A 24,962-nucleotide genomic window follows, 5' to 3' on the forward strand; every position below is an offset into this window, starting at 1 on the left:
TATTACGGACTTGATTTTGCGGTAAATACTTACACTTTTTTTGTGGAAAACCCTGAGGGATAAAACGATATCCATAACCTAACTTCGGATGGAATTTCCGGAAGTTTTATTATTCAATTATTAACCAGTTTTATTCTAAACAAAAGACTTAAATAAAAATATCCGACATGAAAAACAAAATCACCTTGTGTCTCATGCTTATCAGCATGGCCTTTGCCTCGTATGGGCAAGTTTTTAACATTACCACCGGAGTGGGAACCATTGGAACTGACGATCCAAATTGGACAGTTCGCAACCCCGGAACAACATCCTTCATTCCAGCAACCATAACTACAGGAGCTATACAATACGGCACGACTGTTTATCCAAACGCATACGCTCAAAACTCATGTGGTCGATGGATTTCGTCAAGCGTAAATGCTGCAAATAACATCATTAGCGCAGCTCCTGGCACTTATACATACAAACTATGTTTTGAAACAGGAAATTGCGTTTCTAATTCTGCAACTTTAGACATTAGTTGGATTGCTGCCGATAACTTATGGGCGGATTTTAGAGTGAATGGCTCTTCAATTCTAATGCCGGGTGGAATAACTCATACAAATCCGGGAAGTTTAAATTCTACCATAACTATTTCTCCAGGAGTTAACTGCATCGAGGTTGATGTATTTAATAATAATGGTAATAATTCCCCAACCGCGTTGCAGCTTTGTGGAAGCATTACTGTTACTGGGCCTAGTTCAGTTGCTCCTCCTTCTAACCTCGATTGTTGTGAAGCTATCAATGGAAATGTAGTATCATGGAGCAGTGTTCCTGGTGCAATAGGCTACGAAGTTGAAGTAATATATGATGATCCTGACTGCTGTATTGAGGGAGATCTTCCAACAGCAAATTTGTTCACTACAACAAGTACAGCTTTGGTTATTCCTTCGACAACAAAATGTTTCTCCTGGAAAGTTAGAGCGGTTTTCCCTGATGAATGTAAATCTGCCTGGAGTGACAAAATGTGTGGATGTACACCTAGTGAGCTTAAATGTGTAGCTCCGGAGAGATTAGATTGTGAAATCCAAAAAAATGGTCGCAAACTATTCTGGAATACTGTTGCTGGTGCTTCTGGTTACGAAGTGATGATTACCTATAACGATCCTGCATGTTGTAAATCCGGATTACCATCTTCTATTGGTATGTCCACATTATCTAATTCAGTCTTTATTAGTGATGCTTCTACTTGTTATTCCTGGAAAGTAAGAACTGTATGTGAAGATGGTACTTACTCTGCCTGGAGCGCAGCAACATGTTCTTGTAACGGTTTTAAAGAAGAAATCGAGGAAGAAACAAATGCTAATTCTTCAAATCCAGATTTAGAAAAACTTCAGGTTACCGTGACGCCAAACCCGGCAAATGAGTATGTTGAGTTCATCGTAAAATCTGAAGATTTAGAACAAGAACAAGGAGATCTTACTCTTATTAACTTCAACACTAGTAAAACTTACACTTATAAAGTTAATTTGAATGGCTCAACAAGAATCCAATTAGATAACTTCCAAAGAGGTTTCTATTTATATTCTATTGTAGCTAGCGAAATAACTAAAACAGGTAAACTAGTTATCGAGAAATAAAGTTTCATTCACTCATATACCGACAAAAGCAATGGCAGTAATGTCATTGCTTTTTTTGTATGCTATATTTGGCTTTTTAAACTCGATTATCGTGAAACTAAATCTGAATAATTATCAGGCCATCATCTTTGATTTAGGAGGTGTTATACTTAATCTGGATTATCATAAAACCGTTGAATCATTTGCAAAACTTGGCGTTAATGATGTCCAAAATTTATTCTCTCAGAAAAAACAAGTAGACGTTTTTAATCAGTTTGAAACAGGGCAAATTTCACCTGAAGAATTTAGAGGCTTTGTAGAATCTTATTCGGGCTTAGATTTAAACTCTGGAGAAATTGATTCGGCCTGGAATGATATGCTTTTAGACTTACCTGTTGCTCGCTTCCAATTATTACAAAACATCGCGACACAAAAAAGGATATTCCTTTTGAGTAATACCAATGCCATTCATATGAATTGGTTTTCAAACTACACAAATCAACTACTGGGTAAGAACGCCTTTTTTGATGCTTTTGAAGTCGCGTATCTTTCTCATGAGGTTAAAATGAGAAAACCCAATGTGGAGATTTTTGAATTTGTTATCTCCGAAAATAATCTAAACCCAGAAAAAACTTTATTCATAGATGACTCCGAACAACATATTATTGGAGCAAAAAAAACCGGATTGCAGACCCATTGGCTACAACCCGGTGAAGATATTCTTCAACTGTTTTAATCTAGTTTTTTTCCTGACATAATTCTACCAAAATTCCATTGGCAGATTTAGGATGTATAAATACTACCAGTTTATTATCTGCGCCTTCTTTTGGGTTTTCATTGATAAAAACAAATCCTTCACTTTTTAAGCGTTCTATTTCAGCATATATATCTTCCACATCAAAAGCGATATGGTGAATTCCTTCACGATTTTTTTCCAAATATTTATGAATCGCGCTCGCCTCACTATTGGCTTGTAATAATTCTATTTTAGACGCTCCGATTTCAAAAAAAGAAGTCGTTACTGCTTCACTCTCTACAGTCTCCTGCTTATAGCTTTGCTTACCTAATAGCTTTGCAAAAACTTCATTTGCAGCATTAATATCTTTAACTGCTATTCCTAAATGTTCAATCTTTCTCATTTCTCAACTTTTGTATTGTAAAATCGAATATATCTTTCAATGTTAAATGTTTTTGGCCATTCCTTGTCTTTTAACCCTTTGATAAATACATCTGCTAACCACGGAATCATGATAACTCCTTTTGATCCCAGACCATTTAACACAAACATATTTTTCATTTCAGGGTGTGCTCCAATAAATGGACGTCTATCTCTCGTAGCTGGTCTTAATCCCGCATGATGCGAGATTATCTGGTAATCCACATTCAGAATTTTGTCTAATTTATCCGTAAGTTCTTTTTTACCTTCTTCGGTAATATTTTCATCCACATGTTTCCAATCATGTGTCGCACCAATTTTAAACTTACCTTCTCCCAGAGGCAAAACAAAAACACCTCTGTTTAACAATCGGTCTATTTCCAGTTCAGGGGCATAAATCTCGATCACTTCACCCTTGAATTGCTGCATGGGCAACCAGTTAAACCACGGATTACGTACTACTCCCACACCTTCGCAAAAAATAATATTTTGTGCGAATATCTCACCATATTGATACCCGCCTTCAACCTGTTTTAAATCATCATGACAAAACTTTTCTTCATGAATTAAACCGTTATTTCTTAACTCTGCTTTCCAGGCATCCAAAAACTGCCCAACTTTCACTAATCCCGACTGTAAAACCTGTCCTGCCCCGAATGGATTTAATATTTTATTACCAAAATTCTCAGTCACAATTTCCTGAGACATAAAAGGTTTATTTGTAGATATTTCAGACTGAATTTGCCAATTGTTTAATTCTTCAAAATCCGTAATTAACTTCAAAAATGAAGTCGGATAAAAGAATTTTTGACCCAATTCTTTTTCCACTTTGACGTAGTATTCGAAAACTTCCGGAATTAAAAAATCTGCAAACTCTGCCATTTTCAGCTTTCTATAAGTCACAGGATTAAATACGCCTGCGGCAATTCTGGAAGCCGAATTTGATACAAAGTTTTCTATCACATTTATTTTAAACCCTTTACTAAATAGTTTTTGGCTTAAAACTGTTCCTGCCAAACCTTGTCCTACGATCAAAAAATCTACAGATGTTTTCATTTTTTCGGTACTCAAACAAGTTTTTAAAAAAGGATATTTCTACCCCTAAAATAGAGTCAAAAGTACAATACCATTTTAGTTTTTATCATGAAAAGAATCATATATCTGATCTAAAAAAATCATATGCTAAACCCTTAGTTTAATGGTATTTTGGAAATATAAAATTTCGCTTGGCAACTTTTCACAAAATAAATTCGTCCCAATGAGGTAAACCGTAAAATAAAATTCTCATGAAGAACCTATCCCGTTACCTCGTCTTTTTATCCTTGGTGATGTTTTCGTTCATCGAAAATGCAAATGCAACCCACGTCTCAGGATTAGATTTTAGCTATCAATGTATTGGTCAGGATTCCTTCCTGGTTACATTGAATATGTTTAGAGATTGTAGTGGTATTCCTGCCCCTCCAACTGTAAACATTAATTTCACCAGTACTTGTGGTGGAAATTTAAATCAAGTTTTCAATAAAATTAATGGGCCCAACGGTACAGAAGTATCTCAATTATGCCCATCTGCAATAAACAATTCCACTTGTAATGGAGACACTTTACCAGGTATGCAGCAACACATCTATCAAGGTATTGTTGTATTATCTCCACCTTGTAACACCTGGACCATGTCTTATCAGGTGTGTGATAGAAATAGTACGGTAAACCTGGTTGGACAACCTTGTTCGTATATCAGTGCTACGCTAAACAGTGGGGTAGATACTTGTAATAACTCTCCATTATTTAACGCACAACCAATTCCTTATGTGTGTATCAATCAGGTAGTAAATTATAACTTCGCTGTAACCGAGCCTGATGGAGATAGTTTAGTTTATAGTTTTGTAAACCCACTTCAAGGAGCTGGTAACCCTGTAACATTCAACAATCCCTATACTTTTAATCAACCAATTACGGGTATCACATTAAACTCTTCTACCGGTCAATTAACTTTCACTCCTACAATTCAAGGTAATTTTGTCATTGCCGTTCAGGTATGTGAATATGAATATGGCACCGGAATTCTAAAAGGTTGTGTAACACGTGATATCCAATTCGTTGTGATTCCTTGTTCAAATCAGCAACCATTGGCCCCACCAAATGGTATCTCTAACTTCCAGGGTACTGGTCTGTTAATTGGTCCAGACTCTGTTGAAGTGTGTGTAGGGAATACTTTTACGTTTGATTTGGTTTTTACCGATCCAGATACAGGAGATACCGTTACTTTATTCTCTAATATCTCTACAGTTCTGCCTGGTGCTACCGTTACTACCACTCCGGGTAATCCCGCAACAATGACCGTTTCCTGGATAGCACAACCTGGAACCCCTCCTTTTAATTCATTTACAGTCACAGGTATTGATGACGCTTGTCAGACACCTGGAATTGTTACAGAATCTTACAATGTAATTGTAACACCTTCAACCTATGCCGGTCCTGATGTCACTATTTGTCAGGGTACACAATGGGCTCAAATGGGTGTTGTCGGTGGTACTTCTTTTACCTGGACGGTTCTTTCCGGTTCTCCGATCGATACTGTCCCAACCTCTTCAGGGTATAATGCGACTTGCCAAAACTGTCAATTCCCGTCTTTCTCTCCAAATGTGACTACTACTTATATCGTGACTTCCAATTTATCAAGTACATGTTCCAACATAGATACTGTTGTGGTAAATGTGGCTCCTAACTTCAACTTAACAATGCCAAATGATACGCTTATCTGTTCTGTTGATGATTATCCACTTCAAATCTCTACGGATCAACCTTCTTTCTCTTACACTTATAAATGGTCGCCTTCCAGTTCTCTGGATTATGATACTGTAATGGTTCCTTTGGCGAACCCTTCTGATCCTACTAACTACACTGTAACCGTAACTTCTGCTGGTGGATGTAAAAAAACAGGTTCTGTATTTATTGATCTTTCACCTCCTTTCCCAGACAACATGCAAGTTACTGGGGATACCGTTCTTTGTGTAGGACAAACTACACAGTTGGGTATTGATTATGGGCCTATTCCAGCCGGAAACTGCGGTCCTACAACACAAGGTTGTTTAGGGGTTGTACAAAATGGAGATATCGGTACGGGTACTACGACCAATACTGGTAATACCTTCCCTTCTATCTATGGAGGCTCTCGTTGGGGGGCTAAACATCAAATCATTTATCAACCTGCTGATCTAATCAGCATGGGACTTGCTGCTGGAGGTATGTTAAACTCTATCGCTTTCTTTGTTAACACTGTGGGTACTCCTACTGTATATGACAACTTCGAAATCAAAATGGGTTGTACTTCTGAAATGGACCTTTCTAATGGTTGGATTTCTCCTGGTAACATGACTGTTGTGGTTCCAGCCAACTTGTACACTGCTGTGGCGGGTTGGAATGTTCACAACTTCAATACTGCTTATAAATGGGATGGTACTTCCAGTCTCGTTTTTGAAATCTGTTTCAACAACGTTGGTAATGCAGCTAATGGGAATAGCATCATGCCTTATACTCCTACGGGATATCAATCTGTGATTTACCAATTTGCAAACAATCAATCTGTTTGCCAGACTTATAGTCCTGTGGGAACATTTGGCGGAGCAACTTTAACCAATCAACGTCCTAATACCAGATTTAACTTCTGTGCTGGGGTTGATCCTGCTGCTTTGACATATTCATGGTCTCCTGCTGCTGGTTTAAGCAGTACTAATATCCCGGATCCTATCGCTGGGCCGCCAAATTCAATAACATACCAGGTGGTGGTTTCAGACACTTTCGGTGGATGTTCAGATACTTTGACTCATTTTATTGATATGGTAACTCAATTTGATGCTGGGTTTACTTTCAATGATCCTTATTGTGTAAGTGCTGATCCTGATTCTGCTACCGTAAACGTTGGTGGGGGATACTTCACTGGTACCGGTGTAGACTCTAGTGGACTCTTCGACCCTGCTCTTGCTGGTGTGGGTGTATTCCCAATCACTTATCATTTAACTACTCCGGCTCTTTGTGCCAATGATTCTACGATCAATGTTCAGGTTATCCCACTTCCGGATGCTTCCATTACTTATAATGAAGTGTGTGTCGGAGGGACTCCTATCACTCTAACTGCCGCTACTGCTGGTGGAGTATGGTCAGGTGCTGCAATTACAGATACTACTAATGGTGTCTTCGATCCTGTTGGACTTTCTGCCGGTACTTATAATGTCGCTTATACTTTATATACTCCATGTCTAAGTTCTGACACTATGGGTATCAAAGTTATCGAACCTTATAACTTCACTTTCAACCAAAATCAGGTGAATGTTTGTCAGGATGATACCATACATGTAACTAATAACTATACACTTTCTAACAATCCTCTGCAAGGTGCTGGGCCGGTGAAAGCCATCTGGAGCGATCCTACTGGTCGTATCGACTCTAATGGTGTTTTCGATGCCGATGGTGCTACTCCGGGTGATTATATCGTTACACTTTCTGTTACCGGTCTTGATGGTACTTGTGGTACTTCGAAAACCATGACCATTAAAGTCCTACAAAAAGATTATCCACAGTTCCCGAACGGGCTTACTTTCTGTGATAATGAAGATAAAGCTACCATCAGCGTTAGTCCTTGGTTATTCGGTAATGGTACTTCTTTCACGCAAACACCGATTAGTCCACTTGGACCTAATGATACGCTTGATATCAATGCTTTTGGTTCTAATGGTAGATTTGATGCAACTAATGCTCCGCTTGGCGCTTGGGTTCTTGAAGTGACTTATACCAACTTAAATGGTTGTACTGGTGTTAGTAGTGATACTATCCGTGTACTGGAAACTCCTAGTGCTCCTTCTCCTAATCCTGCCGCTTATTGTGAAGGGGAAGATGTATATCTTTTTGCTACTGCTTCTAATCCTGATAGTCTTTACTGGTATAATGACATCAACCTTTTAGATACTGTCGGTATTGGTAATCCTACTTTCTGGGGGGTAGCTCCTAATCCAAATAGTGGTGATGTCTTCGTTTGGGTTACTGAAAACAATGATAGATGTATCTCTCCGGCTGTTAAATATCAATTGCCTATCAAAGATGCACCTACTGCTGAGTTTGAAATGAACTTTACTGATACTACCGGTACTTCTCAGTTTAATGTTCCGCACTGGCAATCGCCTATCTATGGACATGCTCCGTTCAGTGTAGACTTTAAAGCTCTCAACATTACTTCTACTGATTCTGTGGTTTGGTATCACCATTGGGAGAAACATCCTAACTCTCCTTCTGGATCTGTAAATACTACAAACTCTGATAATGTCACTTTCAGTTACAACTTAGCGAATCTTGATGAAAATGGTATGGCTATCGATTCTGCTTATATCAACCAATTAATCGTAACCAATGAGTTTGGCTGTAAGGATACTGCTCAAGCTTTAATCTGGAGTGTCGCTACTGAAGCTTTCTTCAACATCTTTACGCCTAATGGTGATGGTCAAAACGATGTATTCTATCTTCCTGTTTTTGGTTTAAAAGAATACAAAGTTGAAATCTACAACCGTTGGGGTAAGAAAGTTTATGAATGGACCGATCCTAACCAGGGATGGGCCGGAGAAGATCAACCAGATGGAGTTTACTATTATGTTTTATCCGGAATCAGAAATGATGACTCTGAATATAAAAAGAATGGAACAGTGACCCTTACCGGATCAGGTAAATAACAAAAAAGAACCGTGAAATAGGCTTCTATTTCACGGTTCTTTTCATTTTTAATTTCAAATTAATAAAACTAATTGACTATAGTCAGGCAACTTTTGTTTTCATACGAACGTCACCAGCCTACATAAAACTATAGTTATGAAGTTATTTTACCGTTATTTCGCCATTTTGTCTTTGGTGTTTTTGGGTTTTATCCAAAATACAAATGCATCCCATATTTCTGGGTTAGATTTTAATTATCAATGCATTGGACAAGACTCTTTTCTTGTTACTTTAAATATATTTAGAGATTGTAGTGGTATTCCTGCCCCTAATAATGTAACTATTAACTTTACCAGTACTTGTGGTGGGAATATTAATCAACTCTTCAATAAAATAAATGGACCTAATGGTACAGAAGTATCTCAACTATGTCCTACAAGTATCAACAACTCTACTTGTAATGGGGGTACTCTACCTGGTATGCAGCAACACATCTATCAAGGTATTGTTGTTTTAGCACCACCTTGTAATACCTGGACCATGTCATGGAGTACCTGTAATAGAAATACCACAGTTAACTTAGTTGGAGCACCATGTTCTTATATCAGTGCTACACTAAATAGTGGAGTAGATACTTGTAACAACTCTCCAATGTTTAATGCACAACCAATTCCTTATGTGTGTATCAATCAGGTAGTAAATTATAACTTCGCTGTAACCGAGCCAGATGGAGATTCTATCGTTTATAGTTTTGTAAACCCTCTTTCTGCCGCTAATACTCCAGTGAACTTCGCTGCTGGTTATACTTTTAACCAACCAATTCCAGGGATTACATTAAATTCTACTACCGGTCAATTAACTTTCACCCCTACTATCTTAGGTAACTTCGTTATTGCCGTTCAGGTATGTGAATATGAATATGGAACAGGTATATTAAAGGCGTGTGTCACTCGTGATATCCAATTCGTTGTGATTAGTTGTTCTAATCAGCAACCATTGGCTCCACCAGGTGGTATCTCTAACTTCCAGGGTACTGGTCTTCAAGTAGGTCCTGACTCTGTTGAAGTTTGTGTAGGTAACTGGTTTTCTTTCGATCTTGTTTTTACTGATCCTGATGCTGCTGATACTGTTTCTCTGTTCTCTAACATTGCTACAGTTCTACCTGGTGCTACCGTTACTACTACTCCGGGTAATCCTGCAACTATCAGTGTATCATGGATCGCTCAAGCTGGTTCCGCTCCATTTAATACTTTCACCGTTACCGGGGTTGATGACGCTTGTCCTACTCCTGGTCTTGTAACAGCTTCTTATAATGTCATCGTGGTCCCTTCTACCTATGCTGGTCCTGACCTCACTATTTGTCAGGGTACACAATGGGCTCAAATGGGTGCTGTTGGCGGTACTGTATTCACATGGTCTGTCCTTTCTGGTTCTCCGATCGATACCGTACCTTCTTCACCAGGTTATAACGCAACTTGTCAGACGTGTCAATTCCCGTCTTTCTCTCCAAATGTCACTACTACTTATATCGTTACTTCAAACCTTTCTGGTACTTGTGTAAATGTAGATACTGTTGTAGTGAATGTGGCTCCTAACTTCAACTTAACAATGCCAAATGATACGCTTATTTGTTCGGTTGATGATTATCCACTTCAAATCTCTACGGATCAACCTTCTTTCTCTTACACTTATAAATGGTCGCCTTCCAGTTCTCTGGATTATGATACTGTAATGGTTCCTTTGGCGAACCCTTCTGATCCTACTAACTACACTGTGACTGTAACTTCTGCGGGTGGATGTAAAAAGACTGGTTCTGTATTTATCGATCTTTCTCCTCCTTTCCCAAACAACATGCAAGTCACTGGGGATACCGTTCTTTGCGTAGGACAAACTACACAGTTGGGTATTGATTATGGGCCTATTCCAGCCGGAAACTGTGGTCCTACAACACAAGGTTGTTTAGGGGTTGTACAAAATGGTGATATTGGTACGGGTACTGCAACTAATACTGGTAATACATTCCCTTCTATCTATGGAGGCTCTCGTTGGGGGGCTAAACACCAAATCATTTACCAACCTGCTGATCTAATCAGCATGGGACTTGCTGCTGGAGGTATGTTAAACTCTATCGCTTTCTTTGTTAACACTGTGGGTACTCCTACTGTATATGACAACTTCGAAATCAAAATGGGTTGTACTTCTGAAATGGACCTTTCTAATGGTTGGATTTCTCCTGGTAACATGACTGTTGTGGTTCCGGCCAACTTGTACACTGTTGTGGCGGGTTGGAATGTTCACAACTTCAATACTGCTTATAAATGGGATGGTACTTCCAGTCTCGTTTTTGAAATCTGTTTCAACAACGTTGGTAATGCAGCTAATGGAAATAGCATCATGCCTTATACTCCTACGGGGTATCAATCTGTGATTTACCAATCTGCAAATAACCAATCTGTTTGCCAGACTTATAGTTCTGTGGGAACATTTGGCGGAGCAACTTTAACCAATCAACGTCCTAATACCAGATTTAACTTCTGTGCTGGGGTTGATCCTGCTGCTTTGACATATTCATGGTCTCCTGCTGCTGGTTTAAGCAGTACTAATATCCCGGATCCTATCGCTGGGCCGCCAAATTCAATAACATACCAGGTGGTGGTTTCAGACACTTTCGGTGGGTGTGCGGATACGCTGACTCACCATATCAATATGGTAACTCAATTTGATGCAGGGTTTACTTTCAATGATCCTTATTGTGTGAGTGCTGATCCTGATTCTGCTACCGTAAACGTTGGTGGTGGATACTTCACAGGTACCGGTGTAGACTCCAGTGGACTCTTCGATCCTGCTCTTGCTGGTGTGGGTGTATTCCCTATCACTTATCATTTAACTACTCCGGCTCTTTGTGCCAATGATTCTACAATCAATGTTCAGGTTATCCCACTTCCGGATGCTTCCATTACTTATAATGAAGTGTGTGTCGGAGGGGCTCCTATCACTCTGACTGCCGCTACTGCTGGTGGGGTATGGTCTGGGGCGGCTATTACAGATACTACTAATGGTGTCTTCGATCCTGTTGGACTTTCTGCCGGTACTTATAATGTCGCTTATACTTTATATACTCCATGTCTAAGTTCTGACACTATGGGTATCAAAGTTATCGAACCTTATAACTTCACATTTAATCAGTTACAAGTTAACGTTTGTCAGGATGATACTGTACACGTAACTAATAACTATACACTTTCTAACAATCCTCTGCAAGGTGCTGGGCCGGTGAAAGCCATCTGGAGTGATCCTACTGGTCGTATCGACTCTAATGGTGTTTTCGATGCCGATGGTGCTACTCCGGGTGATTATATCGTTACACTTTCTGTTACCGGTCTTGATGGTACTTGTGGTACTTCGAAAACCATGACCATTAAAGTCCTACAAAAAGATTATCCACAGTTCCCGAACGGACTTACTTTCTGTGATAATGAAGATAAAGCTACCATCAGCGTTAGTCCTTGGTTATTCGGTAATGGTACTTCTTTCACGCAAACACCGATTAGTCCACTTGGACCTAATGATACGCTTGATATCAACGCTTTTGGTTCTAATGGTAGATTTGATGCAACTAATGCTCCGCTTGGTGCTTGGGTTCTTGAAGTGACTTATACCAACTTAAATGGTTGTACTGGTGTTAGTAGTGATACTATCCGTGTACTGGAAACTCCTAGTGCTCCTTCTCCTAATCCTGCCGCTTATTGTGAAGGCGAAGATGTCTATCTTTTTGCTACTGCTTCTAATCCTGATAGTCTTTACTGGTATAATGACATCAATCTTTTAGATACTGTCGGTATTGGTAATCCTACTTTCTGGGGGGTAGCTCCTAATCCAAATAGTGGTGATGTCTTCGTTTGGGTTACTGAAAACAATGATAGATGTATCTCTCCGGCTGTTAAATATCAATTGCCTATCAAAGATGCACCTACTGCTGAATTTGAAATGAACTTTACGGATACTACCGGTACTTCACAGTTTAATGTTCCACACTGGCAATCGCCTATCTATGGACATGCTCCGTTCAGTGTAGACTTTAAAGCTCTCAACATTACTTCTACTGATTCTGTGGTTTGGTATCACCATTGGGAGAAACATCCTAACTCTCCTTCTGGATCTGTAAATACTACAAACTCTGATAATGTCACTTTCAGTTACAACTTAGCGAATCTTGATGAAAATGGTATGGCTATCGATTCTGCTTATATCAACCAATTAATCGTAACCAATGAGTTTGGCTGTAAGGATACTGCTCAAGCTTTAATCTGGAGTGTCGCTACTGAAGCTTTCTTCAACATCTTTACGCCTAATGGTGATGGTCAAAACGATGTATTCTATCTTCCTGTTTTTGGTTTAAAAGAATACAAAGTTGAAATCTACAACCGTTGGGGTAAGAAAGTTTATGAATGGACCGATCCTAACCAGGGATGGGCCGGAGAAGATCAACCAGATGGAGTTTACTATTATGTTTTATCTGGAATCAGAAATGATGACTCTGAATATAAAAAACAAGGTACTGTGACTCTTACAGGGTCTGGTAGATAAAAAACTACCCTACTTTACATAACTCGAAAATGGAGAAAGGGCTCAATAATTTGAGCCCTTTTTTTGTGGAAAAAAAATAGGTTTTTTTTCTATATTCTTTTGTTTACATTCGCTGCGTACATTATTTTAAATGTATTTAACATTCAGAATATTAATATATCGCCTTCGTATAAAACTATAATTATGAAGTTATTTTACCGTTATTTCGCCATTTTGTCTTTGGTGTTTTTGGGGTTTATCCAAAATACAAACGCCACTCACATTTCTGGTCTAGACTTTAGTTATCAATGTGTTGGACAGGACTCATTTCTGGTTTCACTCAATCTTTTTAGAGATTGTAGTGGGGTCTCTGCACCTAATAATGTAACTGTTAATTTTACCAGTACTTGTGGTGGTTCTGTAACTGCAACATTCAATAAAATAAATGGACCTAATGGTACAGAAGTATCTCAACTATGTCCTACAAGTATCAACAACTCTACTTGTAATGGAGGTACTCTACCTGGTATGCAGCAACACATCTACCAAGGTATTGTTGTTTTAGCACCACCTTGTAATACCTGGACCATGTCATGGAGTACTTGTTGTAGAAATACCACAGTTAACTTAGTTGGACAACCAGGTTCTTACATCCAGGCGACTTTGAATAGTGGTGTGGATACATGTAACAGTTCTCCTGTTTTCAATGCACAACCAATTCCTTATGTGTGTATCAATCAGGTAGTAAATTATAACTTCGCTGTAACCGAGCCAGATGGAGATTCTATCGTTTATAGTTTTGTAAACCCTCTTTCTGCAGCTAATACCCCAGTGAACTTTAATGCTGGTTATACTTTTAACCAACCAATTCCAGGGATTACATTAAATTCTACTACCGGTCAATTAACTTTCACTCCTACTATCTTAGGTAACTTCGTTATTGCCGTTCAAGCTTGTGAATATGAATATGGGACTGGGGTTCTAAAAGGTTGTGTAACACGTGATATCCAATTCGTTGTGATTAGCTGTGCCAACCAACAGCCATTGGCTCCACCAGGTGGTATCTCTAACTTCCAGGGTACTGGTCTTCAAGTAGGTCCTGACTCTGTTGAAGTTTGTGTAGGTAACTGGTTCTCTTTCGATCTTGTGTTTACTGATCCTGATGCTGCTGATACTGTTTCTCTGTTCTCTAACATTGCTACAGTTCTACCTGGTGCTACCGTTACTACTACTCCGGGTAATCCTGCAACTATCAGTGTATCATGGATCGCTCAAGCTGGTTCCGCTCCATTTAACTCTTTCACCGTTACCGGAGTCGATGACGCTTGTCCTACTCCTGGTCTTGTAACAGCTTCTTATAATGTCATCGTGGTCCCTTCTACCTATGCTGGTCCTGACCTCACTATTTGTCAGGGTACACAATGGGCTCAAATGGGTGCTGTTGGCGGTACTGTATTCACATGGTCTGTCCTTTCTGGTTCTCCGATCGATACCGTACCTTCTTCACCAGGTTATAACGCAACTTGTCAGACGTGTCAATTCCCGTCTTTCTCTCCAAATGTCACTACTACTTATATCGTTACTTCAAACCTTTCTGGTACTTGTGTAAATGTAGATACTGTTGTAGTGAATGTGGCTCCTAACTTCAACTTAACAATGCCAAATGATACGCTTATCTGTTCTGTTGATGATTATCCGCTTCAAATCTCTACGGATCAACCTTCTTTCTCTTACACTTATAAATGGTCGCCTTCCAGTTCTCTGGATTATGATACTGTAATGGTTCCTTTGGCGAACCCTTCTGATCCTACTAACTACACTGTGACTGTAACTTCTGCGGGTGGATGTAAAAAGACTGGTTCTGTATTTATCGATCTTTCACCTCCTTTCCCTGTGGATATGCAAGTTACTGGGGATACCGTTCTTTGCGTAGGACAAACTACACAGTTGGGTATTGATTACGGAACAATCCCAGCTAGTAATTGTGGACCTACAACACAAGGTTGTTTAGGTGTTGTACAAAATGGTGATATTGGTACGGGTACTGCAACTAATACAGGTAACACCTTCCCTTCTATCTATGGGGGATCTCGTTGGGGTGCTAAACACCAAATCATTTATCAACCTGCTGATCTAATCAGCATGGGACTTGCTGCTGGAGGTATGTTAAACTCTATCGCTTTCTTTGTTAACACTGTAGGTACTCCTACTGTATATGACAACTTCGAAATCAAAATGGGTTGTACTTCTGAAATGGACCTTTCTAATGGTTGGGTTTCTCCTGGTAACATGACTGTTGTGGTTCCGGCCAACTTGTACACTGCTGTGGCGGGTTGGAATGTTCACAACTTCAATACTGCTTATAAATGGGATGGTACTTCCAGTCTCGTTTTTGAAATCTGTTTCAACAACGTTGGTAATGCAGCTAATGGGAATAGCATCATGCCTTATACTCCTACGGGGTATCAATCTGTGATTTACCAATCTGCAAACAATCAATCTGTTTGTCAAACTTATAGTCAAATTGGTTTTGGTGGAGCAACTTTAACCAATCAACGTCCAAATACCAGATTTAACTTCTGTGCTGGGGTTGATCCTGCTGCTCTAAACTACTCCTGGTCTCCTGCAACTGGTTTAAGTAGTACTAATATTCCGGATCCTATCGCTGGGCCTCCTGCTTCTACTACTTATCAAGTAATTATCTCTGATACTTTCGGTGGGTGTGCGGATACTTTAACACACCATATCAATATGGTAACTCAATTTGATGCAGGGTTTACTTTCAATGATCCTTATTGTGTGAGTGCTGATCCTGATTCTGCTACCGTAAACGTTGGTGGTGGATACTTCACTGGTACCGGTGTAGACTCTAGTGGACTCTTCGATCCTGCTCTTGCTGGTGTGGGTGTATTCCCTATCACTTATCATTTAACTACTCCGGCTCTTTGTGCCAATGATTCTACGATCAATGTTCAGGTTATCCCACTTCCGGATGCTTCCATTACTTATAATGAAGTGTGTGTCGGAGGGGCTCCTATCACTCTGACTGCCGCTACTGCTGGTGGTGTATGGTCTGGGGCGGCTATCACAGATACCGTAAATGGTGTCTTCGATCCTGTTGGACTTTCTGCCGGTACTTATAATGTCGCTTATACTTTATACACTCCATGTCTAAGTTCTGACACTATGGGTATCAAAGTTATCGAACCTTATAACTTCACATTTAATCAGTTACAAGTTAACGTTTGTCAGGATGATACTGTACACGTAACTAATAACTATACACTTTCTAACAATCCTCTGCAAGGTGCTGGGCCGGTGAAAGCCATCTGGAGTGATCCTACTGGTCGTATCGACTCTAATGGTGTTTTCGATGCCGATGGTGCTACTCCGGGTGATTATATCGTTACACTTTCTGTTACCGGTCTTGATGGTACTTGTGGTACTTCGAAAACCATGACCATTAAAGTCCTACAAAAAGATTATCCACAGTTCCCGAACGGGCTTACTTTCTGTGATAATGAAGATAAAGCTACCATCAGCGTTAGTCCTTGGTTATTCGGTAATGGTACTTCTTTCACGCAAACACCGATTAGTCCACTTGGACCTAATGATACGCTTGATATCAATGCTTTTGGTTCTAATGGTAGATTTGATGCAACTAATGCTCCGCTTGGCGCTTGGGTTCTTGAAGTGACTTATACCAACTTAAATGGTTGTACTGGTGTTAGTAGTGATACTATCCGTGTACTGGAAACTCCTAGTGCTCCTTCTCCTAATCCTGCCGCTTATTGTGAAGGGGAAGATGTATATCTTTTTGCTACTGCTTCTAATCCTGATAGTCTTTACTGGTATAATGACATCAACCTTTTAGATACTGTCGGTATTGGTAATCCTACTTTCTGGGGGGTAGCTCCTAATCCAAATAGTGGTGATGTCTTCGTTTGGGTTACTGAAAACAATGATAGATGTATCTCTCCGGCTGTTAAATATCAATTGCCTATCAAAGATGCACCTACTGCTGAGTTTGAAATGAACTTTACTGATACTACCGGTACTTCTCAGTTTAATGTTCCGCACTGGCAATCGCCTATCTATGGACATGCTCCGTTCAGTGTAGACTTTAAAGCTCTCAACATTACTTCTACTGATTCTGTGGTTTGGTATCACCATTGGGAGAAACATCCTAACTCTCCTTCTGGATCTGTAAATACTACAAACTCTGATAATGTCACTTTCAGTTACAACTTAGCGAATCTTGATGAAAATGGTATGGCTATCGATTCTGCTTATATCAACCAATTAATCGTAACCAATGAGTTTGGCTGTAAGGATACTGCTCAAGCTTTAATCTGGAGTGTCGCTACTGAAGCTTTCTTCAACATCTTTACGCCTAATGGTGATGGTCAAAACGATGTATTCTATCTTCCTGTTTTTGGTTTAAAAGAATACAAAGTTGAAATCTACAACCGTTGGGGTAAGAAAGTTTATGAATGGACCGATCCTAACCAGGGATGGGCCGGAGAAGATCAACCAGATGGAGTTTACTATTATGTTTTATCCGGAATCAGAAATGATGACTCTGAATATAAAAAACAAGGTACTGTGACTCTTACAGGGTCTGGTAGATAAAAAATAAACACGAAGCAACCTAATTTAGGTAGCTACGTCATATCATAAAAATCAGGGCAGTACGTTACTGTCCTGATTTTCTGGTTTTAAATAGGTTATAATTTATTCATATATGAAAAATCTCTACAAACTTAGTTTAACACTAATTATCAGCCTGTTATCGTTTGTTTCGAGTGACGTTTTCGCTACTCACTTAACTGGAGCTGACTTTCAATACATCTGTATGGGAAGAGGCCCTGTAAACGATACAATTTTACTTAGATTAAATGTTTTTAGAGATTGTGCAGGTATTAACCCCCCAAATACCATTGATGTTACCATTGCCAATTCCTGTGGTGTTGGAGTAACAAATACAATGACTCAAGTTGCCGTAAATGGTATTGAGGTATCATTCTTATGTGGACCTTTAATTGGTCAAAGTACATGTAATGGAGGTTCACAACCTGGTATGAAAATTTATACTTATGAATTCTTATACATCCTTCCATCTTCTTGTTCCGGAGCTCTTCAAGCATCCGCCACGGGAGGAACTCCAGGTTTTAATTATTCCTGGCCTATGGGACTTACTGGATCAGATATTGATTTATTATGTGCTGGTAATTATCAGGTAACTATTCAAGATAATAATGGCTGTACGATAACTGATACAATGGAATTGGTTGATATGGCCGGTATGAAACTTACTGCAACTGTTTCTGAAATTTCATGTAATGGCGCTTGTGATGGAAGTATTACTGTAACACCGACATTAGGAACCGCCCCATTTGTATATAATTGGCAAGATGGTGCTTCGGGAAATTCCAGAACCAACTTATGTCCTGGACTTTATTCGGTAACCGTTATGGATGATGACGGAAGTCAATATGCCTACTGGGTAAATTTAGAAAACCCTACCCCCATTTTCTCTAACTTCATCGTTGAAGATGAATCATGTGCTTCAGCTTGCGATGGCATTATACGCACAGAAGTTACCGGTGGAACTCCTCCATATACTTATGCCTGGTCCGGAGGTTTAACAGGAAATATCCAGGCAAACGTTTGCCCGGGAATCTATACAGTTACCATAACAGATGCTAACAGTTGTTCTACTACTTCATCAGTAACGGTTAATGCCGCAACAGCACTTAATTCATCATTTACACTAAATAATGCCATTTTATGTAATGGCGCTTGTAATGCTTCTGTTACCGTTTCGGCAACTGGGGGTGTTGCACCATATTCCTTTGAATGGGATAATGGATTTACTGGTACTACCCAAACTAATTTATGTGCAGGAACCTATGTTGTAACCGCTACTGATGCCAATGGTTGTACTTCTGTACAAAATATTGTTATTACACAACCTTCAGCTATTTCTCCTAATCCAGGAATAACAAATTCAACTTGCGCTGGTACTACTGGCTCAATTAGCTTATCACCATCCGGAGGTGTTGCGCCTTATTCTTATAACTGGAATATTACACCAAACCCAGGTAATACTAATACAGTGACCAACCTTCAAGCTGGTTCCTATCAAGTCACCATTACAGATGCCAATGGTTGTGCATCTACACATTCTTTTGGTGTAAGTAATATTGGAGGTCCAACATCGTCAGGGGCATCCATTACTCCACCATCTTGTAATGGAAATAGTAATGGTATTATCGCATTAACTCCAATTGGAGGTACTGCACCTTACACCTATGCATGGAGTACAGGTCAAACTACAAGTTCAATTTCTAACCTTGCAGCAGGTGATTATACTGTTACTGTAACAGATAATGGTGGTTGTATTTTAGTTGATATTATTACTGTAACAGATCCACAAGCTATTTCTGTAGCTTTAACTTCGACAGATCCTTCTTGTAATGGTGTATGTGATGGAACTATTGCCATTACACCTTCTGGAGGTACCGGAGGTTATAACGTACTTTGGAGTAATGGTGGTACCGGACTTTCTCAATCTAACTTATGTTCCGGAACTTATTCACTAACCGTAACAGACGGTAATGGATGTACTTTCGCTCAAAACAACATTGTTCTAACAGATCCTGCTGTTCTTCAGGATTCAATTACATTAAATACAGTAATAAATTGTAATGGTGATTGTAATGGTGAACTTCAGGCGTATCCTTATGGAGGTACAGCTCCGTATTCTTATAGCTGGAGTAATGGTACTTCTCTACAAAAAAATTATGATCTGTGTGCTGGACTTCATATCGTGACTATTACTGATGCAAATGGATGTACGGTTGTAGATTCATTTACCATTACACAACCTTTACCAATTATTCCAAATATCAATCAGGTCTCAGGTGTAACTTGTAGTGGACTATGGTTTGGTGGTTGGGGTTCTTGTTGTAGACCAGCAGGAGCTGTAAATACTAACACTGGTAACTTCTATAGTGATTTTAAAATGAATCAGACTCTTCCTCAGGGAGATTGTAATAGTGGAGTAGAATTTGAAGATAATCCTAATGCGCATCCACTACGTTATGTATGTATGGGTGATACTTTATGTTACAACTTTGGAGTTACTGAATCCAATGGTGACAGTTTAGTCTTTGAATTAATCCCGGCTAAAGCAACAGCAACTACAAATGTGGTATATAATACTGTTGGAACCACAGTTTATTCTGGGACCAATCCAATTGATGGTATTACTTTAAATCCTGCTACAGGTGAAGTTTGCTTTGTTGCGCAACCTGTTGGTAGATATGTAGTCGCTATTCAAGTAAGTGAGTATGATCCTGTCACCGGATTGTTTAAAGGTCAAAACATGAGAGATATTCTCTTTATTGTTCAGGCTTGTCCCCCTAATACTCCTCCTACCGGAACCAATATCGTCAACTTTGATTCAACTGGTGGAGCTCAACAAACAGGACCTGCTTCTATTGAAATGTGTGAAGGAGATAGTTTCTGTTTTGACATCGTATTCCACGATTCTGATCTTGTGGATACCAACATGTTTGTTTTCACTAACCTTCAAGATTGGTTAAATGGTCCTAATCCTTCTGATACTGCGACCATCGTTAATACTGTTCTGGATACTGTAATCATTAATGGTGATTCGTTGATGGAAATCACCAGTACCATCTGTTGGACTGCCCCACCTAATAGTGGAGGTACCTATAACTTCTATGTCGCGGTCAATGATGATCACTGTACGGTCCCCAAGGATTTCTTCCGAGCCATTACAGTCAATGTCACCGGAAGTACGGTCGCATGGCCTGATGCCACCATCTGTGGTAATCAATCCGCACAAATCTTCTCTGCCGGAGGTACCGCTTTCTCCTGGAATGCCATATCTGGTGATCCTATTCAGGTCGGAGTCAACTTCTCTTGTGATTCCTGTGCTTCTCCCGTTGCATCACCTTCACAAACAACTACATATGTCGTCACCAGTAACATCAATAGTGCTTGTCAAAACTCTGATACCGTCACCATCACTGTTGCGCCTGACTATCAGGTGATCGCTACTCCCGATACCATCCTTTGTAACATTGATACCATTCAACTCAATGCTACTGCAACCATTCCGGGGACTTTCACCTATCAGTGGAACAACTCCGCTTCCCTTTCCAATGATGCTATCGCAAATCCTGTGGCTGTCCCTCCGGGTTCTACTGTATACTCTGTCACCATGACTTCTAGTGATGGGTGTCAGAAAAACTCTACTGCTAACATTATTATCACTCCTCCTTTCCCTGTCCTCAATCCGGTAGCTATCGATACTGCTTTGTGTGGAAACGGAGATAGTACCCAACTTAATGTCGAATTCCTGCATGGTAACACCACTTCTTGTGGGCCTAGTTATTCTCAATGTCTGAGCACAACTACTTCTACCGATATCGGGACTGGTACCACTTCTAATGGTACCACTACATATCCTGCTCCGTTCGGTAACTTTAGAGAAACTGCTAAACATCAATTCCTATATCGTGCTTCTGAGCTTACTGCTATGGGGCTCACTGCCGGAATGATCACCGAAATCGGGTTTGATGTCGCTTCTATCAATGGTACCACAAACTATAATGACTTCACCGTCAAAATGGAGTGTACTTCTTTGACTTCTCTTCCTGCTACTTTCCAGGCCGTGAATACTACTGTATTCCCTGCTGCAAATATCACCATCTCTTTAGGCTGGAACATGCTAGTCTTCTCTACGCCTTACATCTGGGATGGAACCTCCAGTTTATTAGTTGAAGTCTGTTTCGATAACTCTTCTTCGGTTACTACTTCTAATTCTGCAACCAGATTCTCCGCTACTCCATTTACCAGTTCTTTGTATTATGCCAACAACTTTAATAATGCTTGTTCTGCCCCTGGAGCTCCTAGTCCTTTGTTCCAAAGACCTAACACCAGATTCTCTTTCTGTGATGGAGCCGATACTGCTGCTTATACTTATTCCTGGGCACCTAATGTGAACATCTCTGATACTTCTATCATCAATCCTTTTGTCTGGCCGGATGCCACTCAAAACTATCAGGTCATTGTCAATGATACTTTCGGGGTCTGTTCGGATACTGCTGATATCACCATCTATGTCGGTGAACTTGAAATTGGTAATGATACTTTGATCTGTGAAGGTGATTCTGTACAGTTCAATCCTAATGTTGTTGCCATTTGTCCAAATGGTACTGATACCTATTCCTGGTCTCCTACCACTGGACTTAGCAATCCTAATATTGCCAATCCTGTCGCTACTGTAACGCAAACTACAAACTATGTCCTCACTTACACCAACTCTTGTGGCTGTACACTTATGGATACCGTTACCGTCTTTGTCAACAATATGCTCAATCCAAATAGAGTATTAACGCATCCTACTTGTGGTTTGGCTGATGGTGAGATTCTTATTAATAGTGTCGGGGGATCTGCTCCTTTCACTTTTAGTATCGACTCCGGAGCTACTTTTGTAACTACAAATAACTTCACTGCTTTAGCAATGGGGGGATATCATATTCAGGTTCAGGATAGCAATGGCTGTTTATCTCCTATGGTAACTGATACATTGATCAATCCTGGAACTCCTATCGTGGATAGTATCTCTACTGTCGATCCTAGTTGTTTTGGATTTACTGATGGAGAAATCACTATTCATGCTACCGGAGGTACAAATCCGCTACGTTATAGCATCTCAGGCGGGGCGCCATTTTTGATTAACAATCATTTTACCAATCTTGCGGCTGGTGCTTACACCATCGTTGTCAGAGATGATAGTTTATGTGAAACATTCCCCCAAACTGTTAATCTAGTGAGTAACAATCAACTCTTCTTAGATTCTATTCAGGCTTCTAACTTACTTTGTTTCCAGGATTCTTCCGGGTCTATCGAAGTATTTGGACATGGAGGTACTTCGCCTTTAACTTATTCTATCGATAATGGAATATCTTATGATCCTTCTGCTTTATTCAATGGTTTAAGTGCCGGATCTTATAACATCATCATCAAGGATGCTATTGGATGTACTACCACAATGCAAAATCAGGTCTTAACTGAACCTACCTTGTTAAGTGCTACCGTATATCCTACCAATGATACTTGTTTCAATGCTTGTGGTGGAGCGGCTAATGCGGTGGTCAATGGTGGTACGCAACCTTACACCTATTCATGGAAAAAAGGCGTCAACATCATTGGTGCCAATAGCAGTAATGTAAGTGGATTATGTCAGGGGATCGATTATGAGTTTACCGTTGTTGATTCTAACAATTGTGTGCAAGCGATTCCTTTTGTCATCACTCATCCTGATCTACTTGTCGCTTCTTTCTCTTCAACTAACATCTCTTGTTATGGCGCAAATGATGGGACACTTTCTTTAAGTGCTACAGGGGGTACTGCGCCTTATCAGTATAGTATTGATGGTGGAAATACTTTTAGTAATTCTCCTAACTTCTCTGCTTTGGCTCCAGGTACTTATAACATCGTTGTTGCTGATTCAGGGTTTAGATGTGATGCAACTGTAACTGCGATCTTAACTGAACCTTCGCAGATTACTATCTCTTCTAATATCACTCAAAAACAATTATGTCTTACCGGATGTACTCAGTTGATTGCTTCTGCTGTGGGTGGGGTCGGACCTCCTTACAACTACATCTGGAATCAGGGTTTAGATTCTAATGGAACGCAAACTGCTTGTCCTACACAGACTACCATTTACTCTGTTTATGCTGCGGATACCAATGGTTGTACTTCTGATCCTATTGGTATTACTTTAACACTCTATGATTCTTTAACTGTCGATGCAGGTCCAAATCAGGATTTATGCCCTGAAGAATCTGCGCAGCTTTCTGCCATCGCTTCAGGAGGAAATGGAAATGGTTTGAGTTATCAATGGACCCCTGCTGCTGGATTAGATAATCCCTTTATCTCCAATCCTACTGCAAAGCCTTTTAATTCTACGCTCTATACCGTTAAAGTAACGGACAACTGTGAAACGCCTGCAGCTTATGATTCTGTGTGGGTCAATGTACACCCACTTCCAACTATGGGATTCTATGCCAAGGATACCACTGAAGGCTGTGAACCTTTTGATATTACTTTAGTCAATACTTCTGCTCCGGTGCAATTTGCAGAGTGGTCTATTCCCGGTACTGAGATTACAGCTCATGGATTCCAGGTTGATATTACTGATTTAACTGAAGGTGTATATGATGTTCACTTAAGAGTTATCACGCCATTTGGTTGTGAAAATGAAATCACACAAACTGATTTTATCACAGTGCATCCTCTTCCAATTGCTAAGTTCAACATGAATCCGGATCAAACCACCATTTACAATACTGTGGTACAATTTAAAGATCAGTCTATCGGGGATATCCAAAGTTGGGCATGGGACTTTAGTAGTTTAGACTCTGCTACAGAGCAAAATCCTACTTATAAATTCCCAGCTGATACAGGAAACTATCCTGTAACACTTGAAGTGACTACAACCAAATCTTGTAAAAACGATGTGACACAACTTCTTAGAATTGGAGCTGAGTATAACATCTTTGTTCCTAATTCATTCACACCAAACGGTGATGGACAGAACGATGTATTTGCTCCGAGAGCAGTAGGAATGGACATGTCTAAATACTCTCTGATTATTTATGATCGTTGGGGAGGAATTGTATTTGAATCCACTGATCTCAATCAACCTTGGGATGGACGTGTTCAAGGTTCAACCAAAATGGCTCAGAACGGTGTTTATGTCTGGCGCATCGTAGCCCATGAAGCTACAGATGAAGCTGAGGGTCATATCTACAACGGAACAGTTAATCTTATCAGATAAAACAAAAAATCCCGGAATGAAATCATTCCGGGATTTTTTTATTATTAATAAAACCAAATAA

General features: G+C 39.8%; 8 protein-coding genes. 6 read left to right on the plus strand and 2 right to left on the minus strand.

The window, feature by feature from the left end:
* Positions 1-167 precede the first annotated feature (167 nt).
* A complete protein-coding gene (locus KFE94_07730; protein UTW67995.1) occupies positions 168-1,619 on the plus strand; it encodes a T9SS type A sorting domain-containing protein in 1,452 nt (483 codons plus the stop codon).
* A gap of 85 nt (positions 1,620-1,704) precedes the next feature.
* Positions 1,705-2,334, plus strand: coding sequence for an HAD family phosphatase (locus tag KFE94_07735; protein ID UTW68232.1), 630 nt, complete (start codon positions 1,705-1,707; stop codon positions 2,332-2,334).
* A 1-nt stretch (position 2,335) separates the two neighbouring features.
* Here the strand turns inward: KFE94_07735 and mce are convergent, their stop codons facing one another.
* Entirely contained in the window at positions 2,336-2,737 is a 402-nt protein-coding gene (gene mce / locus KFE94_07740) for a methylmalonyl-CoA epimerase (GenBank protein UTW67996.1), read from the minus strand.
* Positions 2,734-3,810 carry an FAD-binding oxidoreductase gene (locus KFE94_07745; GenBank protein UTW67997.1) on the minus strand — a complete coding sequence of 359 codons (1,077 nt, stop codon included), beginning with the start codon at positions 3,808-3,810 and terminating at the stop codon, positions 2,734-2,736. The genes mce and KFE94_07745 overlap by 4 nt, the downstream gene beginning before the upstream one ends.
* Before the next feature lie 230 nt (positions 3,811-4,040).
* Between KFE94_07745 and KFE94_07750 the strand changes: the two genes are divergently transcribed.
* From KFE94_07750 to KFE94_07765, 4 genes are all read left to right on the plus strand, one after another.
* Positions 4,041-8,471, plus strand: coding sequence for a gliding motility-associated C-terminal domain-containing protein (locus KFE94_07750; protein UTW67998.1), 4,431 nt, complete (start codon positions 4,041-4,043; stop codon positions 8,469-8,471).
* A 136-nt stretch (positions 8,472-8,607) separates the two neighbouring features.
* Positions 8,608-13,038 carry a gliding motility-associated C-terminal domain-containing protein gene (locus KFE94_07755; GenBank protein UTW67999.1) on the plus strand — a complete coding sequence of 1,477 codons (4,431 nt, stop codon included), beginning with the start codon at positions 8,608-8,610 and terminating at the stop codon, positions 13,036-13,038.
* Between the two features lie 183 nt (positions 13,039-13,221).
* Entirely contained in the window at positions 13,222-17,649 is a 4,428-nt protein-coding gene (locus tag KFE94_07760) for a gliding motility-associated C-terminal domain-containing protein (protein ID UTW68000.1), read from the plus strand.
* A gap of 112 nt (positions 17,650-17,761) precedes the next feature.
* The gene (locus tag KFE94_07765) at positions 17,762-24,901 is read left to right on the plus strand and encodes a gliding motility-associated C-terminal domain-containing protein (GenBank protein UTW68001.1); all 7,140 of its coding nucleotides are present in this window, start codon (positions 17,762-17,764) and stop codon (positions 24,899-24,901) included.
* Positions 24,902-24,962 lie beyond the last annotated feature (61 nt).

This window comes from bacterium SCSIO 12643 (assembly GCA_024398135.1).
In the GTDB taxonomy this organism is placed as follows: Bacteria; Bacteroidota; Bacteroidia; order Flavobacteriales_G; family Salibacteraceae; genus CAJXZP01.